22 protein-coding genes and 2 pseudogenes are annotated in these 24,271 nt (G+C 71.3%); 18 read left to right on the top strand and 6 right to left on the bottom strand.

Going from position 1 to position 24,271, the window contains the following annotated elements:
* Nucleotides 1-45: 45 nt before the first annotated feature.
* Nucleotides 46-1,848, bottom strand: coding sequence for a glycoside hydrolase family 15 protein (locus tag FB157_RS23810; protein WP_145882831.1), 1,803 nt, complete (start codon nt 1,846-1,848; stop codon nt 46-48).
* 527 nt (nt 1,849-2,375) lie between these two features.
* Here FB157_RS23810 and FB157_RS23815 point away from each other — a divergent pair.
* The 12 genes and pseudogenes from FB157_RS23815 (at nt 2,376) to FB157_RS23870 (ending at nt 15,979) form a co-directional block, all read left to right on the top strand.
* Nucleotides 2,376-4,025: a CTP synthase gene (locus FB157_RS23815; protein ID WP_145882655.1), complete on the top strand. Its 1,650-nt coding sequence runs from the start codon at nt 2,376-2,378 to the stop codon at nt 4,023-4,025.
* 100 nt (nt 4,026-4,125) lie between these two features.
* Nucleotides 4,126-4,752 (top strand): NUDIX hydrolase, encoded by a 627-nt coding sequence (locus FB157_RS23820; RefSeq protein ID WP_145882656.1) that lies wholly within the window; start codon nt 4,126-4,128, stop codon nt 4,750-4,752.
* A gap of 163 nt (nt 4,753-4,915) precedes the next feature.
* Nucleotides 4,916-6,991 carry a tetratricopeptide repeat protein gene (locus FB157_RS23825; protein WP_145882657.1) on the top strand — a complete coding sequence of 692 codons (2,076 nt, stop codon included), beginning with the start codon at nt 4,916-4,918 and terminating at the stop codon, nt 6,989-6,991.
* 139 nt (nt 6,992-7,130) lie between these two features.
* Complete coding sequence (gene ald, locus FB157_RS23830) at nt 7,131-8,255, top strand: alanine dehydrogenase (RefSeq protein ID WP_186581658.1); 1,125 nt, start codon at nt 7,131-7,133, stop codon at nt 8,253-8,255.
* A gap of 413 nt (nt 8,256-8,668) precedes the next feature.
* Nucleotides 8,669-9,802, top strand: a complete 1,134-nt coding sequence (locus FB157_RS23835; protein WP_145882658.1) for a ParA family protein — start codon at nt 8,669-8,671, stop codon at nt 9,800-9,802.
* Complete coding sequence (locus FB157_RS23840) at nt 9,787-10,338, top strand: hypothetical protein (protein WP_145882659.1); 552 nt, start codon at nt 9,787-9,789, stop codon at nt 10,336-10,338. Before FB157_RS23835 ends, FB157_RS23840 begins: the two co-directional genes overlap by 16 nt.
* A 38-nt stretch (nt 10,339-10,376) precedes the next feature.
* Nucleotides 10,377-11,594 carry a ScpA family protein gene (locus tag FB157_RS23845; protein ID WP_145882660.1) on the top strand — a complete coding sequence of 406 codons (1,218 nt, stop codon included), beginning with the start codon at nt 10,377-10,379 and terminating at the stop codon, nt 11,592-11,594.
* Nucleotides 11,591-12,244 (top strand): SMC-Scp complex subunit ScpB, encoded by a 654-nt coding sequence (gene scpB, locus FB157_RS23850; protein WP_145882661.1) that lies wholly within the window; start codon nt 11,591-11,593, stop codon nt 12,242-12,244. Before FB157_RS23845 ends, scpB begins: the two co-directional genes overlap by 4 nt.
* On the top strand, nt 12,244-13,365 hold the full coding sequence (locus FB157_RS23855; RefSeq protein ID WP_145882662.1) for a pseudouridine synthase: 1,122 nt from the start codon (nt 12,244-12,246) through the stop codon (nt 13,363-13,365). Before scpB ends, FB157_RS23855 begins: the two co-directional genes overlap by 1 nt.
* A gap of 197 nt (nt 13,366-13,562) precedes the next feature.
* A complete protein-coding gene (locus FB157_RS23860) occupies nt 13,563-14,282 on the top strand; it encodes an NUDIX domain-containing protein (protein ID WP_145882663.1) in 720 nt (239 codons plus the stop codon).
* Nucleotides 14,279-15,301, top strand: coding sequence for an ADP-ribosylglycohydrolase family protein (locus tag FB157_RS23865; protein WP_145882664.1), 1,023 nt, complete (start codon nt 14,279-14,281; stop codon nt 15,299-15,301). Before FB157_RS23860 ends, FB157_RS23865 begins: the two co-directional genes overlap by 4 nt.
* Before the next feature lie 7 nt (nt 15,302-15,308).
* Nucleotides 15,309-15,979 (top strand): annotated as a pseudogene (locus tag FB157_RS23870) (DNA polymerase beta superfamily protein).
* Here the strand turns inward: FB157_RS23870 and FB157_RS23875 are convergent.
* Nucleotides 15,905-16,657, bottom strand: a complete 753-nt coding sequence (locus tag FB157_RS23875) for a DNA polymerase beta superfamily protein (RefSeq protein WP_145882665.1) — start codon at nt 16,655-16,657, stop codon at nt 15,905-15,907. The pseudogene FB157_RS23870 and the gene FB157_RS23875 sit on opposite strands and share 75 nt — an antisense overlap.
* 21 nt (nt 16,658-16,678) lie before the next feature.
* On the bottom strand, nt 16,679-17,059 hold the full coding sequence (locus FB157_RS23880; RefSeq protein WP_145882666.1) for a Rieske (2Fe-2S) protein: 381 nt from the start codon (nt 17,057-17,059) through the stop codon (nt 16,679-16,681).
* Nucleotides 17,060-17,282: 223 nt separating this feature from the next.
* Here FB157_RS23880 and aroH point away from each other — a divergent pair, with 223 nt between their 5' ends.
* The 5 genes from aroH to der all read left to right on the top strand — a co-directional run bounded on the left by aroH (nt 17,283) and on the right by der (nt 21,724).
* Nucleotides 17,283-17,645 (top strand): chorismate mutase, encoded by a 363-nt coding sequence (gene aroH, locus FB157_RS23885; protein ID WP_145882667.1) that lies wholly within the window; start codon nt 17,283-17,285, stop codon nt 17,643-17,645.
* A complete protein-coding gene (locus FB157_RS23890) occupies nt 17,642-18,727 on the top strand; it encodes a prephenate dehydrogenase (RefSeq protein WP_145882668.1) in 1,086 nt (361 codons plus the stop codon). Before aroH ends, FB157_RS23890 begins: the two co-directional genes overlap by 4 nt.
* Before the next feature lie 98 nt (nt 18,728-18,825).
* The gene (gene cmk, locus FB157_RS23895) at nt 18,826-19,521 is read left to right on the top strand and encodes a (d)CMP kinase (RefSeq protein ID WP_145882669.1); all 696 of its coding nucleotides are present in this window, start codon (nt 18,826-18,828) and stop codon (nt 19,519-19,521) included.
* 53 nt (nt 19,522-19,574) lie between these two features.
* Nucleotides 19,575-20,162, top strand: a complete 588-nt coding sequence (locus FB157_RS23900; protein ID WP_145882833.1) for a 1-acyl-sn-glycerol-3-phosphate acyltransferase — start codon at nt 19,575-19,577, stop codon at nt 20,160-20,162.
* Nucleotides 20,163-20,239: 77 nt separating this feature from the next.
* Nucleotides 20,240-21,724 carry a ribosome biogenesis GTPase Der gene (der, locus tag FB157_RS23905; protein WP_145882670.1) on the top strand — a complete coding sequence of 495 codons (1,485 nt, stop codon included), beginning with the start codon at nt 20,240-20,242 and terminating at the stop codon, nt 21,722-21,724.
* 64 nt (nt 21,725-21,788) lie between these two features.
* Here the strand turns inward: der and FB157_RS23910 are convergent, their stop codons facing one another.
* Nucleotides 21,789-22,184 carry a hypothetical protein gene (locus tag FB157_RS23910; protein ID WP_145882671.1) on the bottom strand — a complete coding sequence of 132 codons (396 nt, stop codon included), beginning with the start codon at nt 22,182-22,184 and terminating at the stop codon, nt 21,789-21,791.
* Nucleotides 22,185-22,331: 147 nt separating this feature from the next.
* Entirely contained in the window at nt 22,332-23,117 is a 786-nt protein-coding gene (locus FB157_RS23915; protein ID WP_145882834.1) for a hypothetical protein, read from the bottom strand.
* 539 nt (nt 23,118-23,656) lie between these two features.
* Here FB157_RS23915 and FB157_RS49680 point away from each other — a divergent pair.
* A pseudogene (locus FB157_RS49680) lies at nt 23,657-23,962 on the top strand (transglycosylase family protein); the annotation flags it as partial.
* Here FB157_RS49680 and FB157_RS49685 read toward each other — a convergent pair.
* Nucleotides 23,926-24,231 carry a pentapeptide repeat-containing protein gene (locus FB157_RS49685; RefSeq protein WP_398947195.1) on the bottom strand — a complete coding sequence of 102 codons (306 nt, stop codon included), beginning with the start codon at nt 24,229-24,231 and terminating at the stop codon, nt 23,926-23,928. The pseudogene FB157_RS49680 and the gene FB157_RS49685 sit on opposite strands and share 37 nt — an antisense overlap.
* Between the last annotated feature and the right edge of the window lie 40 nt (nt 24,232-24,271).

Consider the following 24,271-nt stretch of genomic DNA (forward strand, 5'->3'; position numbering starts at 1 on the left):
GCTTCCAGCCTAGGCAGGCCCGGTCACCCGGTCACCCGGTCGCGCTCAGCCGCCGTACGCCCCGGAGGCCGTCAGCCGCAGCGCGGTGTCGATCAGCGGCACGTGGCTGAAGGCCTGCGGGAAGTTGCCGACCTGGCGCTGCAGCCGTGGGTCCCACTCCTCGGCGAGCAGACCGAGGTCGTTGCGCAGCGCGAGGAGCTTCTCGAACAGCTTGCGGGCCTCGTCCACCCGGCCGATCATCGCGAGGTCGTCCGCCATCCAGAAGGAGCAGGCCAGGAAGGCGCCCTCGTCGCCCGGAAGACCGTCGACGCCCTCGCTCTCGCCCTCCGTCGGGTAGCGCAGGATGAACCCGTCCGTGGTGGACAGCTCCCGCTGGATCGCCTCGATGGTGCCGATCACCCGCTTGTCGTCCGGCGGCAGGAAGCCCATCTGCGGAATCAGCAGCAGCGAGGCGTCCAGCTCCTTGGAGCCGTAGGACTGGGTGAACGTGTTGCGCTCCTGGTCGTAGCCCTTCTCGCACACGTCCCGGTGGATGTCGTCGCGCAGTTCCTTCCAGCGCTCCAGCGGGCCGTCCGCGTCACCGGACTCGATCAGCTTGATGGTGCGGTCCACCGCCACCCAGGCCATCACCTTCGAGTGCACGAAGTGCCGGCGCGGGCCGCGCACCTCCCAGATGCCCTCGTCCGGCTCCTGCCAGTGGTCCTCCAGATAGCGGATCAGCTTCAGCTGGAGCAGGGAGGCGTAGTCGTTGCGGGCCAGACCCGTCATGTGCGCCAGGTGCAGGGCCTCGGTGACCTCGCCGTACACGTCCAGCTGGAGCTGGTGCGCAGCGCCGTTGCCGACCCGGACCGGGGCGGAGGCCTCGTAGCCCGGCAGCCAGTCCAGCTCGGCCTCGCCCAGCTCGCGCTCGCCCGCGATGCCGTACATGATCTGCAGGTTCTCCGGGTCGCCCGCGACCGCGCGCAGCAACCACTCGCGCCAGGCCCGGGCCTCCTCGCGGTAGCCCGTGCGCAGCAGCGAGGACAGGGTGATCGCCGCGTCCCGCAGCCAGGTGTAGCGGTAGTCCCAGTTGCGGACGCCGCCGATGTCCTCGGGCAGCGAGGTGGTCGGAGCCGCGACGATGCCACCCGTCGGGGCGTACGTCAGCGCCTTCAGGGTGATCAGCGAGCGGACCACCGCCTCGCGGTACGGACCGTGGTACGTGCAGTGCTCGACCCATTCGCGCCAGAAGTCCTCCGTCGCCGTCAGCGACTGCTCCGGCTCCGGCAGCGGCGGCGGCTCCTTGTGCGAGGGCTGCCACGAGATGGTGAACGCGATCCGGTCACCCGGGGCGACCGTGAAGTCGGCGTAGGTGGTCAGCGACTTCCCGTAGGTCTCGGCCTGCGTGTCGAACCAGACCGAGTCGGGTCCGGCGACCGCCACCGTCCGGCCCTCGTGCCTGTGCACCCAGGGCACCACCCGGCCGTAGGAGAACCGCATCCGCAGCGCGGAGCGCATCGGCACCCGGCCGGTGACGCCCTCCACGATCCGGATCAGCTGCGGCGCGCCGTCACGCGGCGGCATGAAGTCCGTCACGCGCACGGTGCCGCGCGGGGTGTCCCACTCCGACTCCAGGATCAGCGAGTCGCCGCGGTAGCTGCGCCGGGCGGCCGTGGGGGGCTGCGCGTCGGCCGCGTGCGCCGGGCCGAGCCGCCAGAAGCCGTGCTCCTCGGTGCCCAGCAGGCCGGCGAAGATGGCATGCGAGTCGAAGCGGGGCAGGCACAGCCAGTCGACCGTGCCGTCCCGACAGACCAGTGCCGCGGTCTGCATGTCTCCGATGAGTGCGTAGTCTTCGATGCGCCCGGCCACGTGCAACTCCAGTCGAACGGCCACGTCACCCCCGCACAAGGGGGGCTGTCGCTAGTGCGGTCAAGGGGTCGTTGTTGTGCGTCGTTGAGCGGTGAAGCAAAGCAGCCTGCCGAGCCCTGAGGCAACACGACAGTCTTAGCTCAACGAACTGCCGCGCTCTCGTTGTTCCGGGTGATGCAGGCGGGGGTGTGCCGTCGTTCCGGCCGGCTCGGCAGCGAGTGTCCGAGCAGGATACGACGCACGTAGATGATCTGCGCGCCGCTCCGGGCAACCTGTGTGGGCCGAACGAGTGACCAGCGGGTGATATCGATGTGACCACTGCATACCTGCGTATACGCACGTGGCGCCGTAACGTGTCAGTAAGAGCGCGGAGCGTGGCCGGAAGCCATCCCGTCCAGGCGCTGATACGCTGGTAGCCCGTGGACCGGTGGGCGACAAACCCCCGAACCGCAGCGACGGCACCTCCGGAAATCTCCGGGTGGCAGCCGCACAGCACAGACAGCGACCACGGGAGCCCCCTCTTGGCCATGCCGCCGAAATCTACGACGACCAAGCACATCTTCGTCACCGGGGGTGTCGCCTCCTCGCTCGGCAAGGGCCTCACCGCCTCCAGCCTGGGCATGCTGCTCAAGGCCCGTGGCCTGCGCGTCGTGATGCAGAAGCTCGACCCGTACCTGAACGTCGACCCGGGCACGATGAACCCCTTCCAGCACGGTGAGGTGTTCGTCACCAACGACGGCGCCGAGACCGACCTGGACATCGGCCACTACGAGCGCTTCCTCGACCGCGACCTGGACGGCTCCGCCAACGTCACCACGGGTCAGGTCTACTCCACGGTGATCGCCAAGGAGCGGCGCGGCGAGTACCTGGGCGACACCGTGCAGGTCATCCCGCACATCACCAACGAGATCAAGCACCGGATCCGGCGCATGGCCACCGACGAGGTGGACGTCGTGATCACCGAGGTCGGCGGCACGGTCGGCGACATCGAGTCGCTGCCGTTCCTGGAGACCGTCCGCCAGGTCCGCCACGAGGTCGGCCGGGACAACGTCTTCGTCGTCCACATCTCGCTGCTGCCGTACATCGGCCCCTCCGGCGAGCTGAAGACCAAGCCGACCCAGCACTCCGTCGCCGCCCTGCGCAACATCGGTATCCAGCCCGACGCGATCGTGCTGCGCTGCGACCGCGAGGTCCCGACCGCGATCAAGCGGAAGATCTCGCTGATGTGCGACGTCGACGAGGCCGCCGTCGTCGCCTGCCCCGACGCCCGCTCGATCTACGACATCCCGAAGGTCGTGCACACCGAGGGCCTGGACGCCTACGTCGTGCGCAAGCTCGACCTGCCCTTCCGGGACGTGGACTGGACGACCTGGGACGACCTGCTCGACCGCGTCCACAACCCCGACCACGAGATCACCCTCGCCCTGGTCGGCAAGTACATCGACCTGCCCGACGCCTACCTGTCGGTCACCGAGGCGCTGCGCGCGGGCGGGTTCGCCAACAAGGCCCGCGTCAAGATCAAGTGGGTCACCTCGGACGACTGCAAGACCCCGGCCGGGGCCAAGGCGCAGCTCGGCGACGTCGACGGCATCTGCATCCCCGGTGGCTTCGGCGACCGCGGTGTGCTCGGCAAGGTCGGCGCCATCCGCTTCGCCCGCGAGAACAAGATCCCGCTGCTCGGCCTCTGCCTCGGCCTGCAGTGCATCGTGATCGAGGCCGCGCGCAGCCTGGCCGACATCCCGGACGCCAACTCCACCGAGTTCGACCCGGCCACCGCCCACCCGGTCATCTCCACCATGGCCGAGCAGATGGACATCGTCGCCGGCGAGGGTGACATGGGCGGCACGATGCGGCTCGGCATGTACCCGGCGAAGCTGGCCGAGGGCTCCATCGTGCGCGAGGTGTACGACGGCAAGGAGTACATCGAGGAGCGGCACCGTCACCGCTACGAGGTGAACAACTCCTACCGCGCGGAGCTGGAGAAGAAGGCCGGCATCCTCTTCTCGGGCACCTCGCCGGACGGCAAGCTCGTCGAGTACGTCGAGTACCCGCGTGACGTCCACCCCTACCTGGTCGCCACGCAGGCGCACCCCGAGCTGCGCTCGCGGCCGACGCGTCCGCACCCGCTCTTCGCCGGCCTGGTGAAGGCCGCCGTCGAGCGGAAGAATTCCAAGTAACACACCAGTTGTACGGTGGCCGGGGTGCATACCTTCGAAGGTGCGCACCCCGGCTTCACTTGTGCCGGGCTTTTTTTGAGAGCGTGTGGGAGGACAGGGCATGACGATCAAGGACACCCCCGAGGAGTGGGAGATCCGGGCGACGGAGACCCCCTTCCGGGGCAACAAGACCTCCGTGCGCACGGACGACGTGGTCATGCCCGACGGCTCCGTGGTCCGCCGCGACTACCAGGTGCACCCCGGCTCGGTCGCCGTCCTCGCCCTCGACGAGGAGGACCGCGTCCTGCTGATCCGCCAGTACCGCCACCCGGTGCGGCACAAGCTGTGGGAGATCCCGGCCGGCCTGCTCGACGTGCCCGGCGAGAACCCGCTGCACGCCGCGCAGCGCGAGCTGTACGAGGAGGCGCACGTCAAGGCCGAGGACTGGCGGGTGCTGTCCGACGTGTACACCACCCCCGGCGGCTGTGACGAGGCCGTTCGGATCTTCCTCGCCCGGAATCTGTCCGAGGCCGAGGGGGCGCGCTTCGAGACGGAGCACGAGGAGACCGACATGGAGCACGCGCGCGTGCCGGTCGACGAGCTGGTGCGCCTGGTGCTCGCCGGTGACGTGCACAACAACTGCCTCGTCGTCGGCGTCCTCTCCCTGGTGGCGGCCCGCGGCGGGGAGGGACTCGACGCGCTGCGCCCGGCCGACGCGCCGTGGCCCGCGCGCCCTTTCGAGTCCTGAACTCACCCGTCCGCGCATTGGTGTGACGATCGCCTGATCCGATCGGGCGACGTGCCCGCCGTGCTCTTCCCGGAACGTCGCAGAGCGTGAACTAGGCTCTGGAAAACGCCCGTACCGGAAGATCCGGCGGGCTTGCGCGTGCGGTGGGACGGGAGCGTGGCCCGTGACGGATCAGGCGGTGGACACAGACGGCGGGCGGCTGTCCGCGCACCCGGCCGCGGCGGACCATTTCCTGGGCCGCACACGGGAGTTGAAGGGACTGCGTGCCGACATCGAGCGCGCGGGCCTGGACACCCTCTCCGGCCGCAAGGCACCCCGCGCGCGCGTGCTCCTCATCGCGGGCCGCCCCGGCTCCGGCCGGACCGCGCTCGCCGAGGAACTCGTACGAAAGGTCGCCGAGCGTTACCCCGACGGAGTGCTGCGGGCCAGGCTCAGCGAGCCCGACGGCACCCCCGTACCGATCGAGCGCACCGCCCGCGAGCTGCTCGCCGCGCTGGAGGTGCAGGCACCCGCCGGGGCCGCCGAGGACGACCTGACCGAGAAGCTGCGCGCGGCCCTCGCCGGGCGGCGCGTCCTGCTCCTGCTGGACGACGCGGCCGGGGCCGAGCAGGTCGACGCGTTGCTGCCGGACGCCCCGGACTGCCTGGTGGTCGCCGTCTCCGGCGGTCCGCTCACCGGCATCGCGGACGTCCGCCCCTGCACCCTGGGCGGCCTGGACACCAAGTCCGCGGTGGAACTCCTCACCCGCTACACCGGCTCGGTCCGCATCACCGTCGACCCGCGCTCCGCCGAGAGCCTGGCCGAGGCGTGCCAGGGCCACCCGGCCGCGCTCACCCTGGCCGGCGGCTGGCTCGCCTCCCGGCCCCAGGCGGCAGTCTCCGACCTCGCCAAGCGGATGCACACCGACGCCGCCCCGGGTGCCGAGGGCGCCGACAGCACCCCGCTGGCCCGTGTCTTCCGGCTCGTCCACGACCAGCTGGCGGGCCCCGCGGCCCGGATACTGCGACTGCTCTCGCTGGCGCCGGCCGGGCTGATCGACCCGCACACCGCATCAGCGCTGGCCGGCTGTTCGGTGGGCGCCGCGCGCGCCGCCCTGGACGAGTTCGTCCTGCTCGGCCTGGTACGCGCGGTGGACTCCCCGCTGCCCGAGTACGACATCCCCGGCTGTCTGCACCCGCTGCTGCGCTCCTTCGCCGAGAGCCAGGAGCGCCCGGCGGAGCTGCAGCTGGCCCGGGCCCGCATGCTGGAGCGGACCGTACGGCTGCTGCAGTCGTGCCGGGGCATCACCGAGACGGACAGCCCGCAGGCCCGGGAGAAGCTGCAGGAGATGCCCAAGGCGCTGCGCTTCCCCACCCCCCGGGCGGCCGAGGACTGGCTGCGCGTGCGCCGGCCCGCCCTGCTGGCCGCCGTCCGGGTGGCCGTGGCCGACGGCGAGCTGGACACCCTCGCCCGCCGGCTGATGTCCCAGCTGGTCAGAGCCATGGCGGCGCACTTCGGCACGCAGGCGGCCGCGCCCGACCTGTACGGCGTCCACGGCCTGGTCCTGGATGTCGCCGAGCGGCGCGGGCTGCACCGGGAGCGGGCCGCGGCCCTGCTGAACCTGGGCGATCTGGACGCGCAGACCGGCCGCACCCGGGACGCGCTGGCCCGCTACCGGGCCGCGGTGGACGCCGGACGCGAGGCGAACGACCCGTACGCGACCCGCCGCGCGATGGAATCCGTAGGCGGCGCGTACCAGGAGCTCGGGGACTACGACCGGGCCGCCGACTGGTTCGGCCGGGCCCTGGCCGAGCGGCTGGCCCGGGGCGAGCGCACCGAGGCCGCCCGGCTGTACGGCCGGATCGCCACCGCCCACACCTACGCGGGCCGCTACGGCGAGGCGCTCAGGAACTGGCGGGCTGCCGTCTCCGGGTACCGCAAGGACGGTGATGTCGCCGCTCACGCCCGGGCGTTGAGCGAGCTGGCCCGGGTCCAGGAGTACGCGGGGCGGCCCGAGGAGTCGCTGCGCACCTGCCAGGAGGCGGTGGAGTGGGCGCGGCGCGCCGACGAGGTCCGGTTGCAGGCCGCGCTGCAGCTCAGGCTGGCCGACACCCTGGACCGGCTCGGCGACCCCACGGCCGCCCGCCTGCACCGCGCGACGGCGGAGCGCATGCTGAACGAGGAGCACCCGGAGGAGGACTCCGGCCCGCAAGGGGACGCTAACGCCTGCGAAATCCGTAGTGCATCCAACAAAGATTGATGCAATGAAAGGCTAGACACTCAGAACACCTTCATTAAACTGGCTCTGCCGCTCGTTCTCCTGCGGTGTCTCCCGGTATGCCCCCGCATGCCTGGGTATGTCTTGTAATGCACCCCCCATACCCTCTGAGCCAAGGACCGTGATCGACGTGAAGGTCGGCATCCCCCGCGAGGTCAAGAACAACGAGTTCCGGGTGGCCATCACCCCCGCCGGTGTGCACGAGCTGGTGCGCAACGGCCACCAGGTCGTCATCGAGCGGGGCGCCGGCCTCGGCTCCTCCATCACGGACAGCGAGTACGTCTCCGCCGGTGCCGGGATCCTGGAGACGGCCGACGAGGTCTGGGCCGCCGCGGACCTGCTGCTGAAGGTCAAGGAGCCCATCGCGGAGGAGTACCACCGCCTCCGCAAGGACCAGATCCTCTTCACCTACCTGCACCTGGCCGCCTCCAAGGAGTGCACGGACGCGCTCATCGAGTCCGGCACCACGGCCATCGCCTACGAGACCGTCGAGCTGCCGAACCGCGCGCTGCCGCTGCTCGCCCCGATGTCCGAGGTCGCGGGCCGTCTGGCCCCGCAGGTCGGCGCCTACCACCTGATGGCTCCGGTCGGCGGCCGTGGCGTGCTGCCGGGCGGCGTCCCGGGCGTGACCCCGGCCAAGGTCGTCGTCATCGGCGGCGGTGTCTCCGGCTGGAACGCCACCCAGATCGCCGTCGGCATGGGCTTCGACGTGACCCTGCTCGACCGTGACATCAACAAGCTGCGCGAGGCCGACAAGGTCTTCGGCAGCAAGGTCAAGGCCATCATGTCCAACTCCTTCGAGCTGGAGAAGGCCGTCCTGGACGCCGACCTCGTCATCGGCGCCGTCCTCATCCCGGGAGCCAAGGCCCCGAAGCTGGTCACCAACGAGCTGGTGTCCCGCATGAAGCCCGGAAGTGTCCTTGTCGACATCGCGATCGACCAGGGCGGCTGCTTCGAGGACTCGCGTCCCACCACGCACGCCGAGCCGACCTTCCGGGTCCACAACTCGGTCTTCTACTGCGTCGCCAACATGCCGGGCGCGGTGCCGAACACCTCCACCAACGCCCTCACCAACGCGACGCTGCCGTACATCGTCTCGCTGGCCAACAACGGCTGGGTCGAGGCGCTGCGCCGCGACGCCGCGCTCGCCAAGGGTCTCAACACCCATGACGGCAAGGTCGTTTACAAGGAGGTCGCCGAGGCCCTCGGCCTGGAGCACGTCGAGCTGGAGACCGTGCTCGGCTGAGCCTGCGACCTGGTGAGTCTCTAAGTCACCGACAGGTAAAAGGCGATTCGTCAACACACATCGTCAACACCGCGCACCCGGCCGGACCTTGCCCGACAAGGTCCGGCCGGATGTGTGTATGGTCACTTTGCGGCTCTCGGTCAACTCGCCTCGAACGTAACCCTTCGACCGATTCGCACACCCGTGAAACCTGCTGTGCGACGGCCGTACGCCCTTGACAGCGGGATGTTTCATTGCCGACACATCCTGCCGGGTCCGGCGGATTGTGTTGCTGCGGACCGCCGACACGCCATAGAGTCGCCAACCGTCGGCATAGTGCCACGCTGACCTTGTCTAGAAGTTTCCTGGTCACCAAGGAGGTAAGACGACTTGTGAATGAGTCGACATTTTCTCCCGGGGGTGGTCAACCAGGAATGCCTGTACGGGGCCAGGGCTCCGCGGGATTCGAGGCTGTCGGCTCCGTAGCTGTGCGCACCTTCGCAGCCCACCAGAGTCCGGGTCAGCAGACCGCCCGGACAGCACACCAGAGCATGGATGGCCATCACGTGAACGCCATGGCCGGCGACGGAAGTGGCGCGCCCCACAACCACTTCGCCGACTACGACGAACTGCCCGAGGGGCACTTCTACGACCCCGACGCCGAATACGAGCCGGACCCGGAGTACGCGGCCACGCTCGCGCCCGACGCTGCCCGTCAGCGCCGTGAGCGCGTCGGCCCGACCGGACGCCCGCTGCCGTACTTCCCGATCCCGGGCCCGCTGACCGACCACGGCCCCGCGAAGATCATCGCGATGTGCAACCAGAAGGGCGGCGTCGGCAAGACGACGTCGACCATCAACCTGGGTGCCGCGCTCGCGGAGTACGGCCGGCGCGTGCTGCTCGTGGACTTCGACCCGCAGGGCGCGCTGTCGGTGGGTCTCGGTGTCAACCCGATGGAGCTCGACCTCACCGTCTACAACCTGCTCATGGAGCGGGGCATGTCCGCGGACGAGGTCCTGCTGAAGACCGCGGTCCCCAACATGGACCTGCTGCCGTCCAACATCGACCTGTCGGCCGCAGAGGTCCAGCTGGTCTCCGAGGTCGCGCGCGAGTCGACGCTGCAGCGGGCCCTGAAGCCCCTGCTGCCCGACTACGACTACATCGTGATCGACTGTCAGCCCTCGCTCGGCCTGCTCACGGTCAACGCGCTGACGGCCGCCCACAAGGTGATCGTCCCCCTGGAGTGCGAGTTCTTCGCCCTCCGCGGTGTCGCGCTGCTCACCGAGACCATCGAGAAGGTCCAGGAGCGGCTCAACCCCGAGCTGGAACTGGACGGCATCCTGGCCACGATGTACGACTCGCGCACGGTCCACAGCCGCGAGGTGCTGGCCCGTGTGGTCGAGGCGTTCGACGACCACGTCTACCACACGGTCATCGGCCGCACGGTCCGCTTCCCGGAGACCACGGTCGCCGGTGAGCCGATCACCACGTACGCCTCCAACTCCGTCGGTGCCGCCGCCTATCGCCAGCTCGCCAGGGAGGTGCTCGCCCGGTGTCACGCCGAGTGAGTCTGCCCGGGGCCGACGAGCTGTTCCGTACGACAGGGGGGATGGCGCTCCAGCCGTCCACGCCCCGGCGCACGGCCAACGGCGAGGCCCGGGTGCCGGCTCCCGCGGGGGAGAGCGACGAGGTGGCCGCCGCCGAGGACGCACCGCCGTCGGTGCCCGTCCAGGGCGGTGACGGAGAGGGCGCCGAGCATGTCGCGGCGGAGGCGGAACCGGCCGAGGCCGGCGAGTCCCGCACGCGGCCGGCCCGGCGCCAGGCCGAGCAGGAAGGTTCTGCCGCCGCCGCGCAGCCCCGCAAGCGGGGACGGGCGGCGGCCCGGCGGCCCAGTGGGCGCGAGCGGCACGACGAGAAGATCACCGTGTACGTCTCCGCCGAGGAGCTGATGGACCTCGAGCACGCGCGACTGGTCCTGAGAGGCGAGCACGGGCTGGCCGTCGACCGTGGCCGCATCGTCCGCGAGGCGGTGGCCGTCGTCCTGGCCGACCTGGAGTCCCGAGGGGACGCGAGCATCCTGGTGCGCAGGCTGCGGGGTCGGTAGTCGGCGTCGCGGGCCGTAAGCGGTAGCCTGCGACGGCCATGACCTCGAACGACGCTCCCGCCCCCGGCCCCGCGGCCGGCCGCAGACGTGCGCTCGGACGGGGTCCGGGGACCACACGGCCCGAACGACCCGAGGCCACGGCGCCGCCGATCGCGGAACCAGTGGAACCAGCGGCACCGCTGGACGCTGCCGAGTCGGAGCCCGTTGCGCTGCTGGACGCTGCGGAGCCGGAGGACGAAGAGCCGCTTGCAGCCGCCGAGACCGAGTCCGTAGCACCGCTGGAAGCTGCCGAGACCGAGCCCGAGCCCGAGGCCGAGACCGAGCCTGGGCCTGAGTCCGAGACCCGGCCCGAGGTCGTGGCTTCGCTGATGGTCGTGGAGCCGGAACCGGAGCCGGAGCGCGTGGCTTCGCCGGTGGCTGCCGAGCCCGAGGGCACCACCCCCTCCGACGGCGTCTTCAAGGTCCGGCTCTCCAACTTCGAGGGCCCCTTCGACCTTCTCCTCCAGCTCATCTCGAAGCACAAGCTGGACGTCACCGAGGTCGCGCTCTCCAAGGTGACCGACGAGTTCATGGCACACATCCGGGCCATGGGGCCGGACTGGGACCTGGACCAGACGACCGAGTTCCTCGTCGTCGCCGCCACCCTGCTGGACCTCAAGGCGGCCCGGCTGCTGCCCACTGCCGAGGTCGAGGACGAGGCCGACCTCGCGCTGCTGGAGGCCCGGGACCTGCTGTTCGCGCGGCTGCTGCAGTACCGCGCCTACAAGCAGATCGCCGACATCTTCAACCAGCGCCTGGACGAGGAGGCCCGCCGCTACCCGCGGACCGTCGGCCTGGAGCCCCAGCACGCCGAGCTGCTGCCCGAGGTCGTCATCAGCATCGGCCCCGAAGGCTTCGCCAGGCTCGCCGTCAAGGCGATGCAGCCCAAGGCCAAGCCGCAGGTGTACGTGGACCACATCCACGCCCCGCTGGTGAGCGTGCAGGAGCAGGCGGGCATCGTGGTCGCGCGGCTCAGAGAACTCGGCGAGGCCAGCTTCCGCGCGCTGGTGGAGGACACCGACGACACCCTCACGGTCGTGGCCCGCTTCCTCGCGCTGCTGGAGCTGTACCGCGAGAAGGCCGTGGCCCTGGAGCAGGAGACCGCGCTCGGCGACCTGCTGGTGCGCTGGACCGGCGGCGACGGGGACGCGGCGCCGATGGTCACCGACGAGTTCGACCGGCCGCCCGAGGAGCCCAAGGAGGAGAAGAAGGCATGAGCGAGGAGACCGCGGAACGCCCGGCGGGACTCCGTACCGTCGCCGATCTCGACCTCAGGCCCGCCCTGGAGGCGGTCCTCATGGTCGTGGACGAGCCCGCGACCGAGGAGCACCTGGCCAGGATCCTGGAACGGCCGAAGCGGCAGATCGCGGACGCGCTGCGGGAACTGGCCGACGACTACACCGTGCAGGGCCGGGGCTTCGAGCTGCGGTTCGTCGCGGGCGGCTGGCGCTTCTACAGCCGCGCCGCGTACGCGCCCGCCGTCGAGCGGCTCGTGCTGGACGGCCAGACGGCCCGCCTGACCCAGGCGGCACTGGAGACGCTGGCCGTCGTCGCCTACCGCCAGCCCGTCAGCCGCAGCCGCGTCTCCGCCGTGCGCGGAGTCAACTGCGACGGTGTGATGCGCACCCTCCTGCAGCGCGGTCTGGTCGAGGAGGCGGGCACGGAACCCGAAACAGGTGCGATCCTGTACAGGACGACGAACTACTTCTTGGAGCGGATGGGCCTGCGCGGCCTGGATGAGCTCCCGGAGCTCGCGCCCTTCCTGCCGGAGGCGGAGGCGATCGAGGCCGAGACCCAGGAGGGCGTACCGTCGTTCGATCCGGACGCTCCGGATTCCGAGGACGCAGACGACAAGACGGAACTTTGATGCGAAGCAGTAGCGGCAGGAACAGCAGCGGAAACAACGGCGGGAGCCGTGGTGGCAACAGCGGCGGCCGCGGCGGGAGCAGCGGTGGCCGCGGTAATTACCGCGGCGCCGGGAACGCCCGCGACGACAGTCAGGGCGGCCGGCCGAAGAAGCCGCGCCCGGAGGAGCGGCGCTACGACGTAGGCCCCGGCGCCACTCAGGACGGCCCGAAGTCGGGTCGTGGCGCTTCGGCGCGCGGCGGCGCCAAGGGCGGGCCCAGGCAGAGCCAGGGCACCGGGCGCGGCCGTACGGCTCCGGCGAGTTCCCGTGAGTACGACGCCCGCGCCGAGGAGCGCAACCGCGAGCGCTACGCGGGCAAGAAGGACGTCAAGCTGCCCAAGACCTTCCCGGGGGCCGAGCAGGAGGGCGAGCGGCTGCAGAAGGTCCTCGCGCGCGCGGGCTACGGCTCCCGGCGTGCCTGCGAGGAGCTGATCGAGCAGGCCCGCGTCGAGATCAACGGCGAGATCGTCCTGGAGCAGGGCCGCCGTGTCGACCCGGAGAAGGACGAGGTCAAGGTCGACGGCCTGACCGTGGCGACCCAGTCGTACCAGTTCTTCTCGCTGAACAAGCCCGCCGGTGTCGTCTCGACGATGGAGGACCCCGAGGGCCGCCAGTGCCTCGGTGACTACGTCACCAACCGCGAGACCCGGCTCTTCCACGTCGGACGGCTCGACACCGAGACCGAGGGCGTCATCCTGCTCACCAACCACGGCGAGCTGGCGCACCGGCTGACCCACCCGAAGTACGGCGTGAAGAAGACCTACCTCGCCGCCATCGTGGGCCCGATCCCGCGTGACCTCGGCAAGCGCCTGAAGGACGGCATCCAGCTGGAGGACGGCTACGCGCGCGCGGACCACTTCCGGGTCGTCGAGCAGACCGGCAAGAACTACCTGGTCGAGGTGACCCTGCACGAGGGCCGCAAGCACATCGTGCGGCGCATGCTCGCCGAGGCCGGCTTCCCGGTCGAGAAGCTGGTGCGCACCTCCTTCGGCCCGATCACCCTGGGCGACCAGAAGTCGGGCTGGCTGCGCCGCCTGTCCAACACCGAGGTCGGGATGCTCATGAAGGAGGTCGACCTCTAGGAGGCGCCTGAATGGCGTTCTGACGGCCGGTCCCGGGTTCTCCGGGACCGGCCGTCGGCGTATCCGGGAACGGGGCGCCAGGGAGCCCTCAGGGGCTTGCGGATCGCGGAGCGGCGGCTTTATGGTCGTAGCGACTATTAGTCGGGCTGACAACAGGACCGGCCGTCGAGGCCGGCCCCTGAGGGGGTGACCGGGACATGGAGGGCTACGACAAGTACGCCTACGAACCCTTCGCCGTCACCGTCGACCTCGCCGTCCTCACGCTCCGCGCCGGTGCCCTGCACGTGCTGCTGGTCGAGCGCGGGCAGGAGCCGTACGCCGGCCAGTGGGCGCTGCCCGGCGGCTTCCTGCTGCCCGACGAGTCCGCGGAGACGGCGGCCCGGCGCGAACTCGCCGAGGAGACCGGGCTCGACGACGTCTCCGGGCTGCACCTGGAGCAGCTGCGCACCTACAGCGAGCCCGGCCGCGACCCCCGGATGCGGGTCGTGTCCGTAGCCTTCACAGCGCTGCTGCCCGAGCCTCCCGAGCCGCGCGGCGGCGGTGACGCGGCCCAGGCCCGCTGGCTGCCGTACGACTCCGCCCGGCCGCTCGCCTTCGACCACGAACGGATCCTGGCCGACGCCCACGAGCGGATCGGCGGCCGGCTGGAGAACAGCTGCGTCGCCACCGCCTTCTGCCCGCCCGAGTTCACCCTCGGCGAGCTGCAGCAGGTCTACGAGACGGTGTGGGGCACGGCCCTGGACCGCCCCAACTTCCGCCGCAAGGTGCTTGCCACGCCCGGGTTCGTGGAGCCCGTCCCCGGCGCCGCCCGGCTGACCGGAGGCCGCGGCAAGCCGGCCGCGCTCTACCGCGCGGGCGCCGCCACCACCCTGCACCCGCCCCTCCTCCGACCGTCCCGGGAAGGACGCCCCGCATGACCACGTTCCACGCGAGCAAGCGCCCCGCCTCCGGATCCCTGATCGGACTCGCCCTCGGGGACGCCCTCGGCTTCCCGACCGAGTTCAACGACGTGCCCTCGATCCTGGCCAAGTGCGGCCCCTGGCGGGAGATGGAGCTGCCGCGGCGCGCCATCGTCTCCGACGACACCCAGATGACCCTCGCCTTCGGGCGCGCCCTCAGGACCGCCATGGACCGTGGTGTGCTCGCCCCGCAGCGGCTGGAACGGCCGCTGCGCGAGGAGTTCGTGGACTGGTACCAGTCGCCGGAGAACAACCGGGCCCCCGGCCGCACCTGCATGACCGCGTGCAGTCTGCTGAAGGAGGAGGGCCGGCTCTGGCAGGACGCCAGCCAGATCGGCTCCAAGGGCTGCGGCGCCAACATGCGCGTCGCCCCCGTCGGGCTCGCCCCCGGCCTCAGCGACGAACAGCGCGCCGGCGCGGCCCAGTTGCAGTCCGCGCTCACCCACGGACACCCCACCGCGCTGGCCGCCTCCGACCTGACCGCCCGCGCCGTCCACCTGCTCGCCCGGGGCACCGACCCGGCCGGACTCGTCGGACAGCTGCGCTCGTACGCCCACGACAACCGCAGCCGCTACCACCGGACCTGGCTCGGCGACCTGTGGACCCGTTCCCAGGACCCTGGCCCCGAGCACTTCGTCGGGCGCGGCTGGGACGAGTGCCTGCAGATCCTCGACCGCGTCGAGGAGGCCGTGCGCACCGTCTCCCCGGAGACCGACCCGTGCCTGGCCACCGGAGCGGGCTGGATCGCCGAGGAAGCCTTCGCCACCGGGCTGCTGTGCTTCCTGCTCTTCCCCGACGAGCCCCTCACCGCCCTGCGCCGGGCCGCCTGCTCCTCGGGCGACTCGGACTCGATCGCCTGTCTCGCCGGCGCCTTCGCGGGCGCCTGGCTGGGCGCGGACGCCTGGCCCACCGAGTGGGCCGACCGGATCGAGTACCGGGGGGACCTGTTGGCCCTGGGAGCGCTCTGGGACGCCTAGGCCCACGATGGACGGCCTCGACATGGACCTGACGCCGGTGATCGCCGAACAGCCCGACCCTCCTGCAGTGCCTCAAGGGCCTGGGGGTACCCCCAGCTGTTCGCGACCGTCTCCGCAGCGCACCTCTACGGCTTCCCGTCCCAGGACTCCGACCTGGACCTGCGCGACGCCCACCTGCTGCCCGTCGCCGACCTGGTGGGGCTGCGCGAGCCGGAGGAGACGCGGTCGCTGGCGTGGGTGCGGTTCGGTGTAGAGATGGATCTCGTCACCCACCACGTGCGCAAGTTCGTCCGGCTGATGCTCCGGCGCAACGGCCATGTGCTGGAGCAGCTGCTCTCTCCCCCGGTCGCGCACACCACCGAGGAGCACCGGGAGCTGATCGCCCTGGTGCCGGGCGTGCTCACCGGTCACCACGCCCACCACTACCGCGAGGTGCAGGCCCGTCTGCCCACGCTCCTGGAGCAGGTGGACGCACCCGGCTGCCTGCCCGAGCTGACAGCCGCCAAGGCGGAGCAGGAGCACGGCAGCGCCGACGTCGAGCACGCGCGTGTGGCGGCCGACGTGGAGCGGCTGCACGCCGTGCTCGACGCGGCGCAGGCCGCCTCAGCCCTGCCCGACGCGCCCAGCGCGCACGCCGCCCTGCACGACTTCGTGGTGCGCGTCCGGCGGGCAGGCTGACGCACGGCGCACCCGGTGCAGGAAGTCGGCCACGCGCGCGTGGTCCGGCTCCGGCGGCAGCGGGGTGCGGTGCAGGGCCTCCTCGGACTCGTCCGCGAGCCGGACCATCCACGCCTCGACCTGCGCCCAGGGCACCTCGCCCCGCTTCACCGCCAGCAGCGGGTCCCGCCGGTCGCCGACGTCGAGCCGCAGCTCTCCGGTGCGCAGCAGGTCGCGGGAGCTCATCAGCAGGCGGAGCAGGTGCATCGCGTGCTTCCAGCGCGGGGCGCCCGTCGTACGGATGTCGGCGTCCAGCTTGCGGCGCTGGCCGACGGCGTAGCGGGCGAAGGTGCCGTGGGCGCGCCGGGACAGAAAGGCGCCGCGCAGGGACAGCAGCTCACGGCCGGTGTCGTCCACGTGCTCCACCAGCGGGGAGTGCAGGCACTCCAGGATGTTCGGGTTGCTGCGCAGCGCCAGCTCGCAGAACCGCTCCAGCTCCCAGGAGAACCGCTCCTCGCCCGGTCCCTCCACATGCGTGGGCGGCTTCTCGAACCGCCAGAACAGCGGGGTGGGGGCGAGGAAGACGCCCCTGCGGTCGGTGTCGCTGGTGTCCGTGGCCAGGCCGAAGGCCCGCGATCCCATGACACAGGCGTAGATCGTGTGGTCGCGTACCAGATCCTCGGCGTTCTCGGGCTGCATTCCCGGAGCGTACGCGCGCCCTCACAGCAGGTGGATCGAATTTCCTTCCACCTTGATCGTCTTGGGCGGCAGCGGCTTGGTCGCCGGGCCGTGCGCCACCGCGCCGTCGGCGATGTCGTACTTGCTGCCGTGGCAGGGGCAGTCGATGGTGCCGTCCGCCACCTGGTTCACCGTGCACCCCATGTGGGTGCAGATCGCCGAGAAGGCCTTGAAGTCGCCCTTCGTCGGCTGCGTGATCACGACCTTCTGCTCCTTGAAGATCGTGCCGCCGCCCTCCGGGACGTCACCGGTCCGCGTCAGCTGCTGGCCGCCGGGCGCCGTGGAGTTCTCGCCGCCGCAGCCGGCGGCGAGCGCCGCCGCGCCCGTCGCGAGAACCGTGCGCCGCGTCGTGCTGTGGGTCATCTCGTCACTCCGAAGGTCGAAGGAACCTCGACAGGAAGAAAGCCGCAAGGTGCGACATCTTTGCATCAAAGGTGTCCAAGCCGAAGGAAGTGAGGGGGCCGGCGGACCGCGGTCACCGGGTCGGCCCGCGTCTCAGCCGGCGGGCGCCGCGCACCCGGCCGGCGTGGGCTGACTACGCTGGACGGACCAAGAGCCGAAACGCATGTCAGCAAGGAGCAGCGCCGTGGCGGTACGAGCGGTCCGGGGGGCCGTCCAACTCGAGCGGGACGAGGCCGGACACATGGACGAGCAGGTGGGCGCCCTGCTCACCGCCGTCCTGGAGCGGAACGGGCTCACCACCGACGACCTGATCAGCATCTGGTTCACGGCCACCCCCGACCTGCACAGCGACTTCCCGGCGGCCGCCGCCCGCAAGCTCGGCATCGTCGACGTCCCCCTGATCTGCGCCCAGGAACTGGACATCGAGGGCGCCATGCCGCGGGTCGTCCGGGTGCTCGCGCACATCGAGTCGGACACACCGCGCGCCGACATCGCCCACGTCTACCTCGGCGCCGCCGCCGCCCTGCGCAAGGACATCGCCCAGTGAGGACCGCACTCGTCATCGGCACCGGGCTCATCGGCACCTCCGCCGCGCTCGCCCTGACCCAGCGGGGCGTCGTCGTCCACCTCGACGACCACGACCCCGAGCAGGCCCGCACCGCGGCCGCACTCGGCGCCGGCACCGACGAGGCCCCCGACGGCCCGGTGGACCTCGCGATCGTCGCCGCCCCGCCCGCCCACGTGGCCGGAGTCCTCACGGACGCCATGGCCCGGTCGGTGGCGCGCGGCTACGTCGACGTGGCCAGCGTCAAGGGCGGCCCGCGCCGCGAGCTGGAGGCCCGCGGCCTCGACCTCTCCTCCTACATCGGCACCCACCCCATGTCCGGCCGGGAGAAGTCCGGCCCGCTGGCCGCGACCGCCGACCTCTTCGAGGGCCGCCCCTGGGTGCTCACCCCGACCCGGGACACCGACACCGAGGTGCTGAACCTCGCCCTGGAACTGGTCTCGCACTGCCGGGCCGTGCCGGTCGTCATGGACGCCGACGCCCACGACCGGGCCGTCGCCCTCGTCTCCCACATGCCCCACCTGGTCTCCAGCATGGTCGCCGCGCGCCTGGAGCACGCCGAGGAGGCGGCCGTACGCCTGTGCGGGCAGGGCATCCGGGACGTGACCCGGATCGCCGCCTCCGACCCCCGGATGTGGATCGACATCCTCTCCGCCAACCCCGGCCCGGTCGCCGACCTCCTCGCCGACGTCTCCTCCGACCTGGACGAGACCGTGCGTGCCCTGCGTGCCCTGCAGTCCTCCGACGACGACAAGCGGCGCGAGGGCAGCCAGGGCATCGAGGACGTGCTGCGCCGCGGGAACGCGGGGCAGGTACGGGTCCCGGGCAAGCACGGCAGCGCGCCGCGCGTGTACGACACCGTCGTCGTCCTCATCGACGACCAGCCCGGCCAGCTGGCCCGCATCTTCGCGGACGCGGGACGGGCCGGGGTCAACGTCGAGGACGTACGCATCGAGCACGCGACCGGACAGCAGGCCGGTCTGGTCCAGCTCATGGTCGAGCCGAAGGCCGCACCGGTACTGAAGGAGGCCCTGCGGGAGCGGGGCTGGGCCCTGCGGCAGTAAAGCCCGGTGAGGGCGCCTCCCGGGAGCCAGTAACCTTGTGCGGGACGCCCTCGCGTCCCCCACCCGCCCGCCACCCTTCACCAGGAAGGTGCCCTCCCGTGGAAAACGGCGCCGCCCCGACCGCCAAGCCCGTGATCGTCGCGATCGACGGCCCCTCCGGCACCGGCAAGTCGAGCACGTCGAAGGCCGTCGCCGCGCAGCTCGGCCTGAGCTACCTGGACACCGGCGCCCAGTACCGGGCGATCACCTGGTGGATGGTGACCAACGGCATCGACCTGGAGGACCCGACCGCGATCGCGGCCGTCGCCGGCAAGCCTGAGATCATTTCCGGCACCGACCCGGCCGCCCCGACCATCACGGTCGACGGCGTCGACGTGGCCGGCCCGATCCGCACCCAGGAGGTCACCTCCAAGGTCAGCGCGGTCAGCGCGGTGCCCGAGGTGCGCTCCCGGATCACCGAGCTGCAGCGCTCGCTGGCCTCCGGCGCGGAGTACGGCATCGTGGTCGAGGGCCGTGACATCGGTACGACCGTGCTGCCGGACGCCGACCTGAAGATCTTCCTCACCGCTTCCCCGGAGGCCCGTGCCGCCCGCCGCAGCGGCGAGCTGAAGGGCGCGGACGTCCACGCCACCCGCGAGGCGCTGATCAAGCGGGACGCGGCCGACTCCAGCCGCAAGACCTCGCCGCTCGCCAAGGCCGGCGACGCCGTCGAGGTCGACACCACCGAGCTCACCCTCGCCCAGGTCATCGAGTGCGTCGTCACCCTGGTCGAGGAGAAGCGAGCCGGGAAGTGAGCCTTCCGTCCGAGCGGGGCGCCGAGGTCGGGAGACGCATCGGCGTCGGCCTGATGAACGGGCTGTGGAAGCCGCGCGTGCTCGGCGCCTGGCGGGTGCCCGCGAGCGGCCCGGCGATCCTCGCCGTGAACCACTCGCACAACATCGACGGCCCGATGGTCATGGGCGTTTCGCCCCGGCCGACGCACTTCCTGATCAAGAAGGAGGCGTTCGTCGGTCCGCTGGGCGCTTTCCTGAGCGGCATCGGCCAGCTGAAGGTGGACCGCACCTCCGTCGACCGCACGGCGATCAGCGAGGCCCTCGGCGTCCTCGACAACGGGGGAGTGCTCGGCATCTTCCCGGAGGGCACCCGGGGCGAGGGCGACTTCGCCTCGCTGCGGGCCGGGCTCGCCTACTTCGCGGTACGCAGCGGGGCACCGATCGTGCCCGTCGCGGTCCTGGGAAGTTCCGAGAAGCCGGGCCGGTTGATAAAGGGACTGCCCCCGCTGCGCTCCCGCGTCGACGTGGTCTTCGGCGACCCGTTCGAAGCGGGCGACGGCAGCGGCCGGCGCACGCGCAGGGCGCTGGACGAGGCGACCGAGCGCATCCAGAAGCAGCTCACCAGCCACCTGGAAAACGCCAGGCGCCTGACCGGGCGCTAAGCGACACTTGAGTAGTGGATCAGACCCTGACGGGCCGCTCCACCGATCACCACGATGAACGACGAGGTACGGACTTCATGAACGACCAGATCCAGCCCGACGGCTCGGCCGAGCACGAGTACGAGCACGGGGCGCTCGGCGACGCCGAGTACGCGGAGTTCATGGAGCTCGCCGCCGAAGAGGGCTTCGACATCGAGGACGTCGAGGGCGCCATCGAGGCGGCGGGCCACGGTCCGCTGCCCGTGCTCGCCGTCGTCGGCCGCCCCAATGTCGGCAAGTCGACCCTGGTGAACCGGATCATCGGCCGCCGCGAGGCGGTCGTGGAGGACCGGCCGGGCGTCACCCGCGACCGCGTCACCTACGAGGCCGAGTGGGCGGGCCGCCGCTTCAAGGTCGTCGACACCGGCGGCTGGGAGCAGGACGTCCTCGGCATCGACGCCTCCGTGGCCGCCCAGGCCGAGTACGCGATCGAGGCGGCCGACGCGGTCGTCTTCGTCGTGGACGCCAAGGTCGGCGCCACCGACACCGACGAGGCCGTCGTACGACTGCTGCGCAAGGCCGGAAAGCCGGTCGTGCTGTGCGCGAACAAGGTCGACGGCCCGAGCGGCGAGGCCGACGCGGCCTACCTGTGGTCGCTGGGCCTCGGCGAGCCCCACCCGGTCTCGGCCCTGCACGGCCGCGGCACCGGTGACATGCTCGACGCCGTCCTGGAGGCCCTGCCGACCGCGCCCGAGCAGAGCTTCGGCGGCGCCGCGATCGGCGGACCGCGCCGCATCGCCCTGATCGGCCGCCCGAACGTCGGCAAGTCCTCCCTCCTGAACAAGGTGGCCGGCGAGGAGCGCGTCGTCGTCAACGAGATGGCGGGCACCACCCGCGACCCGGTCGACGAGCTGATCGAACTGGGCGGTGTGACCTGGAAGTTCGTCGACACCGCCGGTATCCGCAAGCGCGTCCACCTCCAGCAGGGCGCCGACTACTACGCGTCCCTGCGCACGGCCGCGGCCGTGGAGAAGGCCGAGGTCGCGGTCATCCTGATCGACGCCTCCGAGAACATCTCCGTGCAGGACCAGCGGATCATCACCATGGCCGTCGAGGCCGGCCGCGCGATGGTCATCGCCTACAACAAGTGGGACACCCTCGACGAGGAGCGCCGCTACTACCTGGAGCGGGAGATCGAGACCGAGTTGGCCCAGATCGCCTGGGCACCCCGCGTCAACGTCTCGGCCCGCACCGGCCGCCACATGGAGAAGCTGGTCCCGGCCATCGAGACCGCGCTCGCCGGCTGGGAGACCCGCGTGCCCACCGGCCGTCTGAACGCCTTCCTCGGCGAGCTGGTCTCGGCCCACCCGCACCCGGTCCGGGGCGGCAAGCAGCCGCGCATCCTGTTCGGCACGCAGGCGGGCACCAAGCCGCCGCGGTTCGTCCTGTTCGCCTCCGGCTTCATCGAGGCGGGCTACCGGCGCTTCATCGAGCGCCGCCTGCGCGAGGAGTTCGGCTTCGACGGCACCCCGATCCACATCTCGGTGCGGGTGCGCGAGAAGCGCGGCACGAAGAAGAAGTAGTACCTCCACGGCCCGTCACGAAGGGCGGCTCCTGCTCCAGGAGCCGCCCTTCGCCGTATGTACGTCACACACTCCGGCGCGGAGCCGGCGGCAGTCCCGCCGGAACATGGTGCATCCCGGTGTCGTGCTGCCGCCCGAGGGTGCCGATCCGCTGCCACTGCGACTGCTGTCGCGCGCTGTAGGCCCCCGCGCTGTAGGCGCTGTACGAACTGCTGAACGACCCCGGCCGGTGTCCGCCGTACGAGCCCGTGCCGTGCGGCATGTTCCCGAACGCCGTGAAGTCGAGCCCCTCCTCGCCGCTGCGGTCACCCGGCAGCGTACGGAAGGTCTTGACCCACTCCGCGTAGAGCGAGTCGTAGATCGGCGTGGCCGATGACCCGCCGATCCCCTCCTGCCCCGCCCGCGCGGACGGAACGGAGGGGTAGGAGGACCGGCGGGAGGAAGAGTCGTATGCGTGCACGTATGTCCAAACGACCGGCACCCTGAAGAGATGCGGTCGGACAAATCGGGGCGCGGGGCCGCATCGCCGTGCGGCTCCGCCGAATGGGTGCGCGAAACCACGACGCACCCGCGAACGCACGGCAGCTGCCCGCCCCTCAGCCGGCCGTCAGGTACCCGCGAGAGGAAGGGCCGCGGCCACCAGTTTCCCGTTCGCCGCGGCCTTGTCCAGCGCCTCCCGCAGCAGGTCCTCCCGGGGCTGCCGTCCGATGGACCCCACCGGCGCGGCGAACATCAGCACCTGCTGGTGCTTGTTGGCGGCGGCCCGCCAGCTGTCCGTCACCTGCAGCGGCTGATGCGCCTGCCACCAGGCCACCGGCTGCCCCCCGTTGGCGCCCGGCTGCAGCACCGCGTGCAGCTGGCCGACGGCGAGCAGCACCGACCAGCCGTGCAGCACCGGCGGAACGGTCGCCAGCTCGGTCACCGGCATGAAGCCCTGCTCGATGAGGAGCGGAAGGAAGTCGTCACCGGCCGCCATGGAGCCGGGGCGCACGATGGGCGCGGTCGGCTCGACCACGAGCGCGGGGTGCAACTCGCCCTCGACGAGGACGAGTCCGCTGGTCACGCCCAGCACGGCCTGCTCGGGCACCGCCCGGTGCGACTCGCTCACCCCGGCGGCGCTGCCGCCGATGGAGCGGACCGCGCCCTGCAGCTGCTCCTCGGTGACCTGGACGACCTGCGAGGGCAGACAGCTGGCGTGGGCGAAGGCAAGCACGGCCGTCTCGTCGCCGACGAACAGAACGGTGCTGGTGCGCTCCTGCTCGGAGTCGCCCGGGGTGCGGCAGGACGTGCAGTCGTAACTGCCCGGGGCGTTCTCTCCGGCGAGCAGCCGGTCGGCTTCTTCGTCGCCGATCTCGGCGCGTACGGCGTCACTGACGTCGAGCATGCGCGGCACGGTGGCTCCCATCGGGATGCGGTGCTGGGTCGGCCGGGTGGCTCCCGGCCCTGAGCCCCGGGGATCCGGGCTCATGAAGAAGACAACGGGCGTCCTGTGGTGGTGGTCACGCCCAGGGTGCGACGGAATCGAACCAATCACCGCACAGGGTCACCTTCAGCACGGAATCGGCCACTCACCGTCAACTCGTCGCGCAGTCAAGGAACTTGAATGGGTGAAGTGAGTCACAGATCGCCTGAGCGGGTGGTCGAAAAATCGTGAAATCGGCGGATGAAACGGCTGGCCGAAAATCGCCGATACCCAGGGTAACGGCCAACTGGCCTGGAATGACAGGGACTTGGTTGATATCGGCGGCCCCATCTCCCTAGATTCCTCCGCCGTGTGCAGCGAGCACCGCTCGGGTACGTCCGCCGGCCGGCACCGGAATGAGCACGATCAGGCACCGGCCGCGGCGGACGGGGCGGGCGCGGCGAACCGCGGTCCTACGCGGGGAGGCGTGCTCCGCCTGGGGGAGCCCGGGTTCGTGGAGAGGGAATTACATGTCCGAGTGTGCCGATACCACCCGCAACACCGCTCGTCACGACAGCGCCCGCAAGGGCCGTACGACGGCCGCCCTCGCCGGGGCGGCGCTGCTGGCCCCGCTGGGGCTGCTGGCCGTCACAGGCAACGCCGCGGCGGCGGACAACGGAGTGTGGGACCGCATCGCCCAGTGCGAGAGCGGTGGCAACTGGCACATCAACACCGGCAACGGCTACTACGGCGGGCTCCAGTTCTCCGCCGGCACCTGGCGCGCGTACGGCGGCACCGCCTACGCCCCGACGGCCGACCAGGCCTCCAGGAGCGCGCAGATCGCCGTCGCCACCAAGGTCCAGGGCGCCCAGGGCTGGGGCGCCTGGCCGGTCTGCTCGGCCCGGGCCGGAGCCTCCGGCACGGCACCGGCGGCCGGCTCCCCGAGTACGAGCACCTCGGGCACGAGCGCCTCGAAGAGCAGCGCGACGACGAAGTCCGCGCCGGCGAAGTCCGCGCCGGCGAAGTCCGCGCCGGCGAGGTCCGCCCCGGCCAGGTCCGTTCCGGCGAAGGCGCCGGAACGCGCGACCGGCCAGACCGGCCGCAGTGCGTCCCGCGGTGACTACACCGTCCGCGAGGGCGACACC

The sequence above is a fragment of the Streptomyces sp. BK340 genome (assembly GCF_007827595.1).
Taxonomy (GTDB): Bacteria; Actinomycetota; Actinomycetes; order Streptomycetales; family Streptomycetaceae; genus Streptomyces.